General features: G+C 72.1%; 14 protein-coding genes. 7 read left to right on the top strand and 7 right to left on the bottom strand.

Annotated features, from left to right (window positions below; all coding sequences use genetic code 11):
- Positions 1-3 precede the first annotated feature (3 nt).
- Positions 4-912 (top strand): ectoine hydroxylase, encoded by a 909-nt coding sequence (thpD, locus tag OHA58_RS28175; RefSeq protein WP_405482244.1) that lies wholly within the window; start codon positions 4-6, stop codon positions 910-912.
- Positions 913-980: 68 nt separating this feature from the next.
- Here thpD and OHA58_RS28170 read toward each other — a convergent pair whose 3' ends face one another.
- Positions 981-2,048 (bottom strand): alkene reductase, encoded by a 1,068-nt coding sequence (locus OHA58_RS28170; protein ID WP_405482243.1) that lies wholly within the window; start codon positions 2,046-2,048, stop codon positions 981-983.
- Positions 2,049-2,228: 180 nt separating this feature from the next.
- On the opposite strand from OHA58_RS28170, the gene OHA58_RS28165 reads away from it, so the two are divergent.
- Positions 2,229-2,729, top strand: a complete 501-nt coding sequence (locus tag OHA58_RS28165) for a MarR family winged helix-turn-helix transcriptional regulator (protein ID WP_405482242.1) — start codon at positions 2,229-2,231, stop codon at positions 2,727-2,729.
- 124 nt (positions 2,730-2,853) lie between these two features.
- Here the strand turns inward: OHA58_RS28165 and OHA58_RS28160 are convergent, their stop codons facing one another.
- From OHA58_RS28160 to OHA58_RS28140, 5 genes are all read right to left on the bottom strand, one after another.
- The gene (locus tag OHA58_RS28160) at positions 2,854-3,906 is read right to left on the bottom strand and encodes an aminotransferase class V-fold PLP-dependent enzyme (RefSeq protein WP_405482240.1); all 1,053 of its coding nucleotides are present in this window, start codon (positions 3,904-3,906) and stop codon (positions 2,854-2,856) included.
- A gap of 115 nt (positions 3,907-4,021) precedes the next feature.
- A complete protein-coding gene (locus tag OHA58_RS28155) occupies positions 4,022-4,738 on the bottom strand; it encodes a DsbA family oxidoreductase (RefSeq protein WP_399688570.1) in 717 nt (238 codons plus the stop codon).
- Positions 4,739-4,808: 70 nt separating this feature from the next.
- Positions 4,809-5,276: a GNAT family N-acetyltransferase gene (locus OHA58_RS28150; protein WP_405482239.1), complete on the bottom strand. Its 468-nt coding sequence runs from the start codon at positions 5,274-5,276 to the stop codon at positions 4,809-4,811.
- Between the two features lie 57 nt (positions 5,277-5,333).
- Positions 5,334-5,942 carry a DUF1349 domain-containing protein gene (locus OHA58_RS28145; protein WP_405482237.1) on the bottom strand — a complete coding sequence of 203 codons (609 nt, stop codon included), beginning with the start codon at positions 5,940-5,942 and terminating at the stop codon, positions 5,334-5,336.
- Positions 5,943-5,993: 51 nt separating this feature from the next.
- Positions 5,994-7,526: an aldehyde dehydrogenase (NADP(+)) gene (locus OHA58_RS28140; RefSeq protein ID WP_405482235.1), complete on the bottom strand. Its 1,533-nt coding sequence runs from the start codon at positions 7,524-7,526 to the stop codon at positions 5,994-5,996.
- 134 nt (positions 7,527-7,660) lie between these two features.
- On the opposite strand from OHA58_RS28140, the gene OHA58_RS28135 reads away from it, so the two are divergent.
- The 5 genes from OHA58_RS28135 (at position 7,661) to OHA58_RS28115 (ending at position 13,032) form a co-directional block, all read left to right on the top strand.
- Positions 7,661-8,434 (top strand): IclR family transcriptional regulator, encoded by a 774-nt coding sequence (locus OHA58_RS28135; protein ID WP_116502788.1) that lies wholly within the window; start codon positions 7,661-7,663, stop codon positions 8,432-8,434.
- A 102-nt stretch (positions 8,435-8,536) separates the two neighbouring features.
- Positions 8,537-9,547, top strand: a complete 1,011-nt coding sequence (locus OHA58_RS28130; RefSeq protein WP_405482233.1) for a hypothetical protein — start codon at positions 8,537-8,539, stop codon at positions 9,545-9,547.
- Positions 9,544-10,803 carry a sensor histidine kinase gene (locus OHA58_RS28125; protein WP_405482231.1) on the top strand — a complete coding sequence of 420 codons (1,260 nt, stop codon included), beginning with the start codon at positions 9,544-9,546 and terminating at the stop codon, positions 10,801-10,803. Before OHA58_RS28130 ends, OHA58_RS28125 begins: the two co-directional genes overlap by 4 nt.
- Positions 10,800-11,450 carry a response regulator gene (locus tag OHA58_RS28120; protein WP_405482230.1) on the top strand — a complete coding sequence of 217 codons (651 nt, stop codon included), beginning with the start codon at positions 10,800-10,802 and terminating at the stop codon, positions 11,448-11,450. The genes OHA58_RS28125 and OHA58_RS28120 overlap by 4 nt, the downstream gene beginning before the upstream one ends.
- Positions 11,451-11,568: 118 nt before the next feature.
- Entirely contained in the window at positions 11,569-13,032 is a 1,464-nt protein-coding gene (locus tag OHA58_RS28115; RefSeq protein ID WP_405482229.1) for a peptidoglycan D,D-transpeptidase FtsI family protein, read from the top strand.
- 52 nt (positions 13,033-13,084) lie between these two features.
- On the opposite strand, the gene OHA58_RS28110 is transcribed toward OHA58_RS28115, so the two are convergent.
- The gene (locus OHA58_RS28110) at positions 13,085-13,777 is read right to left on the bottom strand and encodes a hypothetical protein (RefSeq protein ID WP_405482228.1); all 693 of its coding nucleotides are present in this window, start codon (positions 13,775-13,777) and stop codon (positions 13,085-13,087) included.
- Positions 13,778-13,801 lie beyond the last annotated feature (24 nt).

The raw sequence follows: 13,801 nt of genomic DNA, 5'->3' as shown, positions 1-13,801 counted from the left end.
TCCATGACCGGATCGACGAACACCCAGCCGCCGGCCACCGATCTGTACCCGACCCGAGGCGCGTCCGAAGTGGCCACGCCCCGTGTCGACCCGGTTGTCTGGTCGGCGCCCGGCGCGCTGGGTCCGATCCGTCAGCCGGACCTGCAGTCGTTCGAACGGGACGGCTTCCTGGCGATCCCCGAGCTGATCGGGCCGGACGAGATCGGCGTCTACCAGGCGGAGTTGAACCGGCTGGTCGCGGATCCGGCGGTCAAGGCCGACGAGCGTTCCATCGTCGAGCCCACGTCGCAGGATGTGCGGTCCGTCTTCGAGGTCCACAGGATCAGCGAGGTGTTCGCGAACCTGGTGCACGACGAGCGGGTCGTGGGCCGGGCACGGCAGATCCTCGGCTCGGACGTGTACGTCCACCAGTCGCGGATCAACGTGAAGCCGGGCTTCGGGGCGAGTGGCTTCTACTGGCACTCGGACTTCGAGACCTGGCACGCGGAGGACGGCCTGCCGAACATGCGGACCGTGTCCGTCTCGATCGCGCTGACCGAGAACTACGACACCAACGGCGGCTTGATGATCATGCCGGGGTCGCACAAGACGTTCCTGGGCTGCGCGGGCGAGACGCCGCGGGACAACTACAAGAAGTCTCTCCAGATGCAGGACGCGGGCACGCCGTCGGACGAGGCGCTGACCAAGTTCGCCGACCGGCACGGCATCCGCCTGTTCACGGGCAGCGCGGGCTCGGCGACGTGGTTCGACTGCAACGCCATGCACGGCTCCGGGGACAACATCACCCCGTACCCGCGCTCGAACGTCTTCATCGTGTTCAACAGCGTGGAGAACGCTGCGGTGGAGCCGTTCGCGGCTCCGGTGCGGCGGCCCGAGTTCGTCGGGGCGAGGGACTTCACGCCGGTGAAGTGACCTTCGTGCAGCCATAGTTGGGGCGGCTCCCGGTCGGGGGCCGCCCCAACTCGCGTACGCGGAACGCGTCAGGCGGTCAGCGCCGGGTAGTCCGTGTAGCCCTTCGCGTCGCCGCCGAAGAACGTGGCCGGGTCCGGGGTGTTGTACGGGCCCTGCGTCTTCAGGCGGGCGGGCAGGTCGGGGTTGGCGAGGAACAGCGCCCCGAACGTGATGATGTCGGCGATGCCATCCTCGATCACGGAGAGGTCGCCGTGCCCGGTGGGCCCGTCACTGAGGACGTTGATGACGAAGGTGCCGGAGAACTGCTTGCGCAGCGCCAGCGTCAGCTCGCGGATGTCGGAGCTCTCAAGGACGTGCAGGTAGGAGATGCCGAGCGGCTCGATCTCCTTGACCAGCGCGGTGTACGTCGGGGCCGGGTCGCTCTCCTCGATGGAGTTGTACGGGTTCCCGGGCGAGATCCGCAGCCCGGTCCGCTCGGCACCGATCTCGGCGACGACGGCCTTGACGACCTCGACGGCGAAACGGATGCGGTTCTCCACGCTGCCGCCCCACTCGTCGTCACGCAGATTGGTGTTGGGCGCGAGGAACTGGTGGATGAGATAGCCGTTGGCGCCGTGCAGCTCGACGCCGTCGAAGCCGGCCTCGATCGCGTTGCGGGCGGCGATGGCGTAGTCGGCGATGGTGGCGCGGATCTCGTCGCCGGTCAGTGCCCGCGGAGTGGTGAAGTCCTTCAGGCCCTCATGCGTGAAGCCCTGGCCCGCCGGGGCGACCGGGGACGGGGCGACCGGGGTCTCCCCCTCGGGCAGCAGCACCGGGTGGCTGATCCGGCCCGCGTGCATGATCTGCGCGTAGATCGTGCCGCCCTTGGCGTGCACGGCGTCGGTGACCTTGCGCCAGGAGGCGATCTGCTCGTCGCTGTGCAGGCCCGGGGTCCACGCGTAGCCCTGCCCGACGGCGGACGGCTGGATGCCCTCCGTGATGATCAGGCCGGCCGAGGCGCGCTGCGCGTAGTACTCGACGGTCAGGTCGGTGGCGGTGCCGCCCTCGCCGGCCCGGCTGCGGGTCATCGGGGCCATGGCGATGCGGTTGGCGAGCTGGACGCCGGAGAGGTCGATCGGGTCGAAAGCGGTGGTCATGGCTACTCCATCCAAGGGCAGGCAAGGCAATGCCGACCAATATGTGGTCGGCCAAGTAATCGAGCCGTGCGCCACTGTAACCCATTCATTGGCCGACCAAGGTAATCTCTGTATGAAGAGACCGAACCCCCGTGGAGAGACCGGACTCCACGGCGAGGCCGGAACCGATCAGGAGTCGCCATGACGGACGAGCCACCTTGTAGTGAGCACCTGCCCGAGGCCGCCCGCTGCGGTCCCGTCAGCCATGCGCTCGCCCGCGTGGCGCGGCTGCACCGGATCACCGCGGGCAAGCTGCTGCGCGGGCTGGGCCTCTATCCGGGGCAGGAGTTCCTGATGATGCACCTGTGGGACAAGGGGCCCGTGCGTCAGTCGGAGCTCATCAAGGCGGTCGACCTGGACCCGTCCACGGTGACGAAGATGCTCCAGCGGCTCGAACAGGCCGGCCATGTACGCCGCTGCCCCGACCCGCGCGACCGGCGGGCCGTGCTCGTGGAGACCACGGACGCCAGCTGCGGCCTGCTAGGCGACGTGCAGCACAAGTGGGGCGACCTGGAGGACCACACGCTGCGCGGCCTCGACAAGGAGGAGCGGACCGAACTTCTGCGGCTGCTCGCCAAGGTCGAGGCGAACCTGTGCACCGATCCGGCGAGCTGCCCGGAGGCGGACCCGGTCGACGGGTGATCTCGCCACAGCGGGCGGGCCCGCCCCGGCCCCCGCTGCGGATGGGCGGCGGGGGCCGGAGCGGGCCGGTCAGTCTGAAGGGCTCAGCCCAAAGGTTCAGCTCATAAGGCTCAGCTCATAAGGTTCAGCCCGAAAGCGCCTCAAGGAGCCGGTCGACGTCGGACTCCGTGTTGTAAAGGTGGAAGGCCGCCCGCAGGTTGCCCGCGCGGTCGGAGACCTCGATGCCGGCCCGGCTCAGCTCCGGCTGCCGTACGCCGAGCCCCGGGACGGAGACCACGGGCGAACCCGGCGCGGGCACGGGCGCGCGACCGAGCGTGGCCAGGCCCGCGCGGAAGCGGTCGGCCAGGGCGAGGTCATGGGCGCGGATCGCGTCGACGCCGAGTTCCTCGACGAGCGCCAAGGAGTGCCGCGCGCCCGCGTACGAGAACAGACTGGGGCTCTCGTCGAACCGCCGTGCGGAGTGCGCGAGCTCCTCTACGGGCCCGTAGCAGCTGTCCCACGGGCGCTCGCCCGCGACCCAGCCCGCGAAGACCGCGCTGAGCGAGCCCAGGTCCTCGGGGACGACGAAGAAGGTCACGCCGCGCGGGCACAGGAGCCACTTGAAGGCGACGGCGGACGTGAAGTCCTGCGCGTCCGCGTCGACGGGCAGCCAGCCCGCCGCCTGGGAGCAGTCGATGTAGGTGCGGGCGCCGTGGGCGCGGGCCGCCTCGCGGATCGCGGGCAGGTCGGCGACGCGTCCGTCGGCGGACTGGGCCGCGCTGACGGCGACCAGCGCCGTGCCGGGGCGCACGGCGTCGGCGATCCCCTCGAGGGGCGCGGTGCGGACCTTGAGGTCGCCGCGTACGTGGAAGGGGTTCACGGTGGAGCTGAAGTCGTCCTGCGCTGTGAGGACCTCGGCGCCCGACGGGAGCGAGGCGGCGATGACTCCGGTGTAGACGGCGACCGAGGCGCCGGCCGCCACCCGGTCGGCCGGGACGCCGGCGATCCGGGCGAAGGCGGCGCGGGCGGCCTCGACGTCCGCGAACATGTCGGCGGGCCGGCCGGCCGCGACGGAGGCGACCGCGTCACTCATGGCCGCCACCGCGCGGGACGGGAGCAGCCCGGTGCTCGCGGTGTTCAGATAGGTGGTGACGGGCGCGAACTCGGCGCGCACGAGCGCGTGATCGAGAGTCTCCATGAGTCCACTGTGCCGCCTCGCCAACTATCGGTCCATTGCGAGTTGTTGAGCAGTACCCCTAAGCGTCTCTTATGAGTGCTGCTCCCGCGGTTGAGTGCCGCTCCCGCGGTGCGTGTCAGTTCTGCGGGACCGCGCATCCGTCCGGGCCACACGCCTCGGCGTCGCCGCTGTCGATGACCTGGAGCGGCGAGCGGCTGTCCCACGCCTGCTCCAGGGCCTGGGCGAAGACCTCGGCGGGCTGGGCGCCGGAGACGCCGTACTTGCGGTCGAGGACGAAGAAGGGCACGCCGTTCGCGCCGAGCTCGGCGGCCTCGCGCTCGTCGGCGCGCACGTCGTCGGCGTACCGGGCGGGGTCGGCGAGGACGGCGCGGGCCTCGTCGGCGTCGAGACCCGCCTCGGCGGCGAGGCCGATCAGGTGCTCGTCGGCGTCGGCGAAGACGGACCGCTCCTCGGCGAAGTTCGCCCGGTACAGGAGGCCGATCAGCTCGTCCTGGCGGCCCTGCTCCTTCGCGAAGTGGAGGAGGCGGTGCATGTCGAAGGTGTTGCCGTGGTCGCGGCCCTCGGTGAGGTAGGCGAGGCCCTCGGAGGCGGCGTTCTCGCCGAGGTTGCGCTCGGCGGCCTGCGCCTGGTCCTCGGTCATGCCGTACTTCTGCGCGAGCATCGGGATGACGAGCCCGCTGTCGCCCTTGGCGCGCGTCGGGTCGAGCTCGAAGGAGCGGTGGACCACCTCGACGCCGTCACGGTGCGGGAAGGCGGCCAGGGCCTTCTCGAAGCGGGCCTTGCCGACGTAGCACCAGGGGCAGGCTATGTCGGACCAGATCTCGACGCGCATGGGGGTCACTCCAGATTCGTACGGCGCAGGGGGTGCCCTGCGACCCCGTTCAACGCGCGTCTGAGGTGCCTCATTCCCCGGCCGGGCTCAGCCGCATCCGCAGATGGCTGCCGCCGTGCTCGCCGTACCCCTCGTCGGCCCAGCCCTGGCGGGCGTAGAAGGCCTGGGCGCGCTTGTTGTCGCCGTGGACGTCCAGATAAGCCCGGGTGACCCCGTCCGCGCGCCACTCCTCGACGCAGGCGGCGTGCAGCTCGGCGCCGACGCCGCGGCGCCAGAGGTCGGGGCTGACGTGGAACTGGAACAGCTTGACCACCTCCTTCGGCTCACCGTCGGGCGTGCGGAAGGAGGCGAGGCCGACGACGGCCCCGTCCCGTACGGAGACCAGGACGTGGGAGCGCGGGCGGGCAATCGCCTCTGCCCAGGCCTGCTCCCAGTCCGTGCCGTCGTCGGGGAATCCTTCGGGATAGTAGGTGGCCCGGGCGCGCAGGTGCAGTGCGGCGAGTGCGGGGGCGTCGGCGAGGACGGCTGTTCTGATCACGCCGGGAAAGACGTCCTCTCCGGCTCCCGGGTTCCCGCGCCCCCGGTTTCCGGGATGTCAGGAACCGTCGCGCAGGCCCTGCGGCCAGCTCGGGCGGAACTCGATGTCCTCGTACGTGACGACGCAGCCGTCGCCGACCGGGGCCTGCGCCATGAAGCCGACCAGGGCGGCGCCCGCGGACTCCTCGTCGCCCAGCGAGAAGATCCGGACGAAGGTCCACTTCTCGCCGTCCGGCGAGGCGTGGAAGGCGAACGCCGAACCGGTGCGGCTGATGCGCAGCCACACCGTGCTGCCGCCCACGACGAACGCGTTCGCGTCGTCGGAGCGGCCGCGCGTGACGACGGTGCAGACGGTCGGCTCGTCGGGCGAGCGCTCCAGGCACAACTTGGCCCACTCGCGCTCGCCGACGTGCAGATAGAGCACGCCCGCGTCGAAGGCGGCGGTGAAGCCGACGGTGACCCGGGCGAGCAGCTGGAAGTCGCCCTTCGGCGCCCCGAGCAGGCGGGGCGCGTCGGACGCCGGGTCCAGGGCCGTGCCGGTGGGCGGCACGAAGCGGTCCTGGCGGGGTCCGGCCCAGCCGGTGAGCGTCCCGTCCTCGTACGACCAGTGCCCGTCGGGGCCGTAGGTGCGCAGCGGGAACGGGAGTTCGGGGAGTTCGAAGTCCATCGGGTCAGTTTTCCAGGTGAGGGTCGGGCTTCCCGGTGAGGGGCGGGCGGGTCAGAGTTCCTGACGGCCTTCGTAGCGGCGCGGCAGGCCCAGCGGGTTGTCGTCGCGCAGCTCCGGCGGCAGGAGCGCCTCGGGGGTGTTCTGGTACGCGACCGGGCGCAGCCAGCGCTCGACGGCGGTGCCGCCCACGGACGTCGAGGTGGACGTCGTGGCCGGGTACGGGCCGCCGTGGTGCTGGGCGGGGGCGACGGCGACACCGGTGGGCCAGCCGTTGACCAGGACGCGGCCCGCGAGCGGGGTGAGTTCGGCGAGGATCTCGGCGCCGCGCCCCTGGCCCGCGGCCTCGCCCTCGGACAGGTGGACGGTGGCCGAGAGGTTTCCGGGCAGCCGCGAGAGCACGGAGGTGACCTCGGCGTCGTCCTCGTAGCGGGCGACGACCGTGACCGGCCCGAAGCACTCCTCCAGGAGGAGGTCGTGGTCGCCGCCGTCGGTGGCCAGGCGCTGGGCGGGGACGGTGAGGAAACCGGGGCTGACGGTGTGCTCGCTGCCCGCGCCCGGGGTCACGGGGGCGTCCACGTCGGGCAGCTCCGCGCGTTCGGCGACGCCCGCGACGAAGTTGTCGCGCATGCGGTGGTCGAGGAGCACGCCCGCGTCGGTGTCGCTGACGGCGTCGGTGAGGGACTTGACGAGGCGGTCGCCGTCGGCGCCGGTGGGCGCGAAGACGAGGCCGGGCTTCACGCAGAACTGGCCGACGCCGAGCGTCATCGAGCCCGCGAGCCCGGCGCCGATCTGCTCGGCGCGCTCGGCCGCGGCCTCGGCCGTGATGACCACGGGGTTGAGGGAGCCGAGTTCGCCGTGGAAGGGGATCGGCACGGGGCGGGCGGCCGCCGCGTCGAAGAGGGCGCGTCCGCCCCGTACGGAGCCGGTGAATCCGGCGGCCGAGACCAGCGGGTGCTTGACGAGCGCGACGCCCGCCTCGAAGCCGTGGACCAGGCCGAGGACGCCCTCCGGGATGCCGTGCTGGGCGGCGGCCCTGCGCAGCACGGAGGCGACCAGTTCGGAGGTGGCGGGGTGGTCGGGGTGGGCCTTGACGACGACGGGGCAGCCCGCGGCGAGCGCGCTCGCGGTGTCGCCGCCGGGTACGGAGAAGGCGAACGGGAAGTTCGACGCCGAGTAGACGGCGACGACGCCCAGCGGCACCTTGTAGCGGCGCAGGTCCGGGATCGGCGGGGTCGCCGAGTCGTCGGGGTGGTCGATGACGATGCCCAGGAAGGCGCCCTCGTCGACGATGTCCGCGAAGGCACGCAACTGGTAGCTGGTGCGGGCGAGTTCACCGGTGAGGCGGACGGGACCGAGCGCGGTCTCCGCGTCCGCGGCCTCCACCAGGTGGTCCTTGGAGGCGTCGAGGAGCTCGGCGGCGCTGCGCAGGAAGGCGGCGCGCACGGTGCGGTCCGCGAGGGCGCCCGTGGCGGCGCGCGCGGCGCGGACCGCCTGGTCCACCTCTTCGGCTGTGGCTTCCACCGCAACCTGCTCCCGCTGCTTCCCGGTTCGAGGGTCGACACTCCAGACTGGTGCTGCTGCCACCGCGGGTTCCTCCAGATTTGTGCCGCTCACCTGACGACGAACAGCAGCTGTTCGATATGCTGAACGCTGTCCCTGATGATGAATACGCTACGGACTCAGGACACTAATTCTGGTCGAACGAAGGGGTCAAGGGAATGTCGGCAGGTGAGACGGGCGGCGGGGCGCAGGTCAAGTCCGCGGTACGGACCGTGGAATTGCTCGAATACTTCGCGGGCCGGCCCGGAATGCACTCCCTGGCTGCCGTCCAGGAAGCGGTCGGCTACCCCAAGTCCAGCCTGTACATGCTCCTTCGCACGCTCGTCGAGCTCGGCTGGGTGGAGACGGACGCGACGGGCACGCGGTACGGCATCGGCGTACGCGCCCTGCTCGTCGGTACGTCGTACATCGACGGCGACGAGGTGGTGGCCGCCGCCCGCCCCACCCTCGACCGGCTCTCCGACGACACCACGGAGACGATCCACCTGGCGCGCCTCGACGGCACGAACGTCGTCTATCTGGCCACGCGCCAGTCGCAGCACTATCTGCGGCCCTTCACCCGCGTCGGACGCCGGCTGCCCGCGCACTCCACGTCCCTCGGCAAGGCGCTCCTCGCGACCCACACCGACGAGCAGGTCCGCAAGATGCTCCCCGAGACGCTCCCGGCGCTCACCGAGCACACCATCACCGACCGCGAGAAGCTCATCGAGGAGCTGCACGCGGTGCGCGAGCAGGGCATCGCGGTGGACCGCGAGGAGAACACGCTGGGCCTTCGCTGCTTCGGCGTCGCGATCCCGTACCGCACGCCGGCGCGCGACGCGATCAGCTGCTCGGTGCCGGTGGCGCGCCTGACCCCCGCGCACGAGCAGATGGTGAAGGACGCGCTGTTCGACGCCCGCGACCGGCTGACCCTGGCCACGCGCAGGCTCTGACGCGCAAGCCTTCCGAGGGGCGGCCCCGTCTCCCCCGTGCGGCGGAGGCGGATCGCCTGCCGGCAGGACGTGTGGCGGGGGCCGGGGCGGGAGCGTGGACGTATGACGCACGCACTCGCCTCAACTCCCCGTACCGCTCCCGGCTCCGCGCCCCGCACCGACCGGCTCCGCCGGGTGCTGCGGGCCGTCGCCGTCGTGTCCTGCCTGCCCTATCTGGCCATCAAGGCCGCCTGGATCGCGGGCAGCCACCTCGGGATCCCCGACGGCAGCTCCCTCCTCGACCACCGCGCATCGATGGCCGTGGCCAACAGCCTCACCGTGCTGCTCGACAGCGCCGTGATCGTCCTCGCGCTGCTGCTGACCCGGCCGTGGGGGCGGCGCGTCCCGGCCCTGCTCCTCGTGTTCCCGATGTGGGTGGCGACCGGCCTGCTCACCCCGATCATGACCGGGTACCCGCTCCAGCTGCTGGTCAGGGCGTTCGGCGGCTCCGTGAACCACGGCGGCTCCAAGGGCGACCCCTTCCTCGACGAGTGGGTGTTCGGGGTCGTCTACACCGGCTTCATCCTCCAAGGGCTCGCCCTCGGTGCCCTGTTCACGCTGTACGCACGCGACCGCTGGGGCCACACGTGGCGCGGCCCGGTCCGGGAGCTGCCGCGTCCCCCGGCCGACGCCGCCCGGCGGATCCTCGCGGTCGCCGCCGCGGTGCTCGCCCTGTTCCCCCTGACCCTGCACCTGATGTGGGCGTGCGGCGCGACCACGGGCCTCAACTCCGCCCGGATCGCGGACCGTTCAAGTGACTTCTACGTCCTCGAGGCGACGGACGTGGCCTTCCTGGCCGCCGCCGTGCTCGGCGCGCTGTCCCTCGCCTTCCGGTGCGGCGGCGGCCTGCCGGTGAAGCTGCCGCTGGCCCTCGCGTGGCTCGGCTCCGGGGCCGTGGCCTGCTGGGGCGGCTGGCTCGCGCTCGCCTCCCTCGCCGGCGTCGACGACATCACCCGGCGGCCGACGCCGGTCATGAACCTCACCTACGCTGTCCAGATGATCGTCGGGATCCTGGTCGTCGCCGTCGGCGTCCGCTTCCTCGCGGGCCGCGCGGAGCGACGTACGGCGTCATGAGGGGTTTCTGGAGCGCCCTGTTCGGGCGGCGGGCGCGCCGGCGGTGGATCCATCTGATCCTCGGCGGCGCACTCGCCATGCCGTACGTCCTGGTGGGTTCGGTCGTCATCGGGCCGCTCACCGGCGTGAGCGACGTCTTCACCTCGCTGACGCTCCAACTCGGCGCGTTCGCCGTGGGGTTGCCGCTCGCCGCGGTCACCGCGCTGTTCCCGCTGACCCGGCCGATCTCGGTGGCGGCGGTGCGCGCGCTGTGCGGGGTGCCGGCCGACGCGCTCGCCGACGGGCCGCCCCGGAGCCGCGCCGCGCGGGGGCGGACCGTCGCCTGGTTCACGCTGCACCTCGGGTTCGGCGGGGTACTCAGCGGGATGACGCTCGCGCTGCCCCCGTTCGCGGTGACGCTGATGGTGCTTCCCCTGTTCGCCGGGCTGCGTGACTCGGCCCTCGTACTGCCCGAAGTCCTGCACCACGCCTGGGCGTTGGCGCTCGCCCCGGTCGCGGGCGCGGCGATGCTCGTGGCGCTCGCGGGCTGCGCGGCGGTGGCCGGCGCCCTCCTGGCGCGGTGGGCGCCCGTGCTCCTCGGGCCGACCCCGGCGGACCGGCTCGCCGTGGCCGAGCGCCGCGCCGCCGACCTCGCCGTACGCAACCGGCTCGCGCGCGAGCTGCACGACTCAGTGGGCCACGCCCTGAGCGCGGTCACCCTCCAGGCGAGCGCGGCCCGCCGCGTCCTCGACCACGACCCGGAGTTCGTCCGTGAGGCCCTCGCGGCGATCGAGGACACCAGCCGGCGCACGGTGGGCGAACTCGACGCCGTACTGGGCGTGTTGCGGGAGGCGGGCGACCCCGCGTCCACGACGCCCGCGCCGACCCTCGCCGCCGACCTGGACGGGCTGCTGAGCCGCACGCGGGCCGGCGGCCTGCGCGTACAGGCGGATGTCGTGGCCCTCGACCCGGCCGCGCTGCCGCCGCTGGTGTCCCGCGAGGCTTACCGGATCGTGCAGGAGGTGCTGAGCAACGCGCTGCGGCACGCGGGCACGTCCCTCACGCTGCGTCTCGCGCGCGACGGCGACGACCTGCTGATCACCGCCGAGAACCCGCTGCCGCCACACCCGCCGCGCGCCCGCCCCGGCGGCGGCCACGGGCTGCGCGGCATCGCGGACCGGGCCCGGCTGCTGGGCGGCACGGCCGAGGCGGGCCCGGCGGACGGCGTCTGGCACGTGTCCGTACGACTGCCCCTCAACGGAAGGGAACCCTCATGACCGCGATCCGTGTCGTCCTCGCCGACGACGAGCGCATGGTGCGCACCGCCCTGCGCGCCATCCTGTCCGCCGAGGACGGCATCGAGGTCGTGGGCGAGGCCGCGACGGGCGCCGAGGCGGTGTCCGTGGTGCGCGAGCTGGCGCCCGACGTGGTCCTCATGGACGTCCGGATGCCGGAGATCGACGGCATCCGCGCCACGGAACAGATCCTCGGGTCGACGGCCGCGCCCCCGCGCATCGTCGTGGTCACCACCTTCGAGAACGACGCGTACGTGTACGAGGCGCTGCGCGCCGGGGCCGCGGGATTCCTCCTCAAGCGCGCCGAGGCGGACGCGCTCGTGCAGGCGGTGCGCCTCGTCGCACGCACCGACTCCCTGCTGTTCCCCGCGGCCGTGCGCGCCCTCGCCGCGGAGTACGGGCGCGCCGAGCCCGCGGCGGCCGCGTGGGTGGCGCGGCTCACGGGCCGCGAGAGCGAGGTGCTGCGGCACATGGCGGCGGGCCTGACCAACGCGGAGATCGCGCGGCGGATGGGGGTGGGCCCCGCCACGGTGAAGACGCATGTGGCGGCGGTCCTCGCGAAGACCGGGGCCCGGGACCGTACACAGGCCGTGATCGCGGCGTACGAGGGCGGCTTCATGAAGGCGTGAGCCTCATCGCGAGGGGCGTCTTTCGCCGGGGCGTGACGAGGATCTCTTGATGAGGATTCACTGAGAAACCGGGCCGGAACGGAACGATTCGCTCTCGTCCGCTCGTCCTCTGTGCGGGATGAACAAGACGATCAGACGCGCCTCGGTCTTCTGTCTGCTCCTCGTGCTCGCTCTGCTGGTGAGGGCGACGTGGGTGCAGTTCTACGACGGCCGGGCCCTCGCGGACAACAAGAACAACCGGCGGAACGTGATGGAGCAGTACGCGTATCCCCTGGGCGACATCATCGTGGGTGGTGAGGCGGTCACCGGCTCGAAGAGAACGAGCGGCGGCAGCGACCTCGCGTACAAGCGCACGTACAAGGACGGCGATCTCTATGCGGGTGTGACGGGCTTCAGCTCGCAGGTCTACGGCCAGACGCAGCTCGAGGGCATCTACCAGGACATCCTCGACGGGACGGACACCCGGCTCAAGAACCCCGTCGACGCGGTCACCGGCAAGCACACCGAGCCCGGTGACGTGGTCACGACCATCGACCCGGCGGTGCAGAAGGCCGCGTACCGCGCGCTCGGCGACAAGAAGGGCGCGGCCGTCGCGATCGACCCGAAGACCGGGAAGGTGCTCGGCCTCGTCTCGACGCCGTCGTTCGACCCGTCGAAGATCAGCGGCTCGGACGCGTCCACGGACGGCAAGGCGTGGACGGCACTGTCGAAGGACAAGGACCAGCCGACGCTGAACCGCGCGATCAAGCAGGCGCTGCCGCCCGGGTCCACGTTCAAACTGGTCGTCGCGGCGGCCGCGCTGGAGGACGGGCTCTACTCCTCGGTGGACGCGAAGACCGACAGCCCGAATCCGTTCCGCCTGCCGGGCACGACCACCGACCTGAAGAACGAGAGCGCGTCCGCGCCCTGCAAGGACGCCTCGATCCGTACGGCGCTGCAGTACTCCTGCAACAACGTCTTCGGGAAGATCGCCGTCGACCTGGGCCAGGACAAGGTCAGGGCGATGGCCGAGAAGTTCGGCTTCAACGACGCCGAGCAGGACATGCCGGTCCGGGCCTCGCAGAGCGTGTACCCGAAGGACATGGACAAGGCGCAGACGGGTCTGTCGGGCATCGGCCAGTTCGACGTGACGGCGACGCCGCTGCAGATGGCGATGGTCTCGGCGACGATCGCCAACGGCGGCGAGCAGGCATCCCCGCACATGGTCTCGCAGGTCACGGACGCCGACGGCAACGCGATCAAGAGCTTCGCCGACGGCGACGACACGCGCGTGGTCAGCACGTCCACGGCCTCGCAGCTCCAGTCGGCGATGGAGACGGTCGTCACGGAGGGCACGGGTACGAACGCGCAGATCGCGGGCGCGACGGTGGGCGGCAAGACGGGTACGGCCCAGCACGGCGAGAACAACAGCAAGACGCCGTACGCCTGGTTCACGTCGTACGCGAAGGACGACTCCACCGGCAAGGAGGTCGCGGTGGCGGTCGTGGTGGAGCAGTCGGACGCGGCCCGCTCGGAGGTGAGCGGCAACGGTCTGGCGGCGCCGATCGCGAAGGCGATGATGTCGGCGGCGCTCAAGGGGTAGGCGGGCTCGGTGGTGGGCCGGAACCGGTGTTCCGGCCCCTCGCATGAAGGCCCTAGCGGCGCCGGCCGCGTATCGCCCAGGCCGTCACCAGCACCCCCACCAGCAGGCCCACCGCGAGACCGACGCCGAAGCCTGTGCCGGTGCTCGCCGCCACCACGACAGCGGCGACGAGGGCCAGGGCGCCGCCCATGAGTACGTAGCCGCGCCGGCGCCCCGGGAACGTGGGGCGCCACGGGACCGGCGGCGGTTCGGGTGGCGCGAGCGCCCGGCCGGCGCCGACCGCCTTCTCACGCTTGAACCACGCGTACACGACCCAGCTGCCGCACGGCTCCCAGCCGTCGGGCGCGAGCCGTTCGTCGAGGCGTTCGCCGCCCTCGGTGATCAGCTCGCGCCGGTACTCCCAGCGCCGCGGCCGCTCCGGGTCGCGGTGGCTGACGAAGCGGCCGAGCGGGTCGACCCGCTCGACCTCCCAGCCCTCGTCGCCGAAGCGGTTCAGGAGGTGCTCGTCGACATACGTGTCGGCGAGCCAGCGCCAGGTCTCCAGGTGCTCGTCGGCTGCGGACGTCCCGGACGGGGCGAGGCGCCGGGCGAACGCGTCGACCGGACCGAACGCGTCCTGCGGGTCCGCTCCCCCGGCCTGCGCCAGATGCGCCGCGAGATCGGCGACCGTGGCGGCGACATGGTCCGGCGGAAGCCCGTGCGCCTCGCGCAGCAGCTCCGCGAGGCGGTCGAGATAGCCGGTCACGACACACGAGCCTAGATCACGGCC

It is taken from the genome of Streptomyces sp. NBC_00009 (assembly GCF_045040855.1).
GTDB classification, from domain to species: Bacteria; Actinomycetota; Actinomycetes; order Streptomycetales; family Streptomycetaceae; genus Streptomyces; species Streptomyces aureus.
The sequence above is the reverse complement of the archived record's forward strand: the minus strand, read 5'-3'. Positions and strand labels throughout refer to the sequence as shown.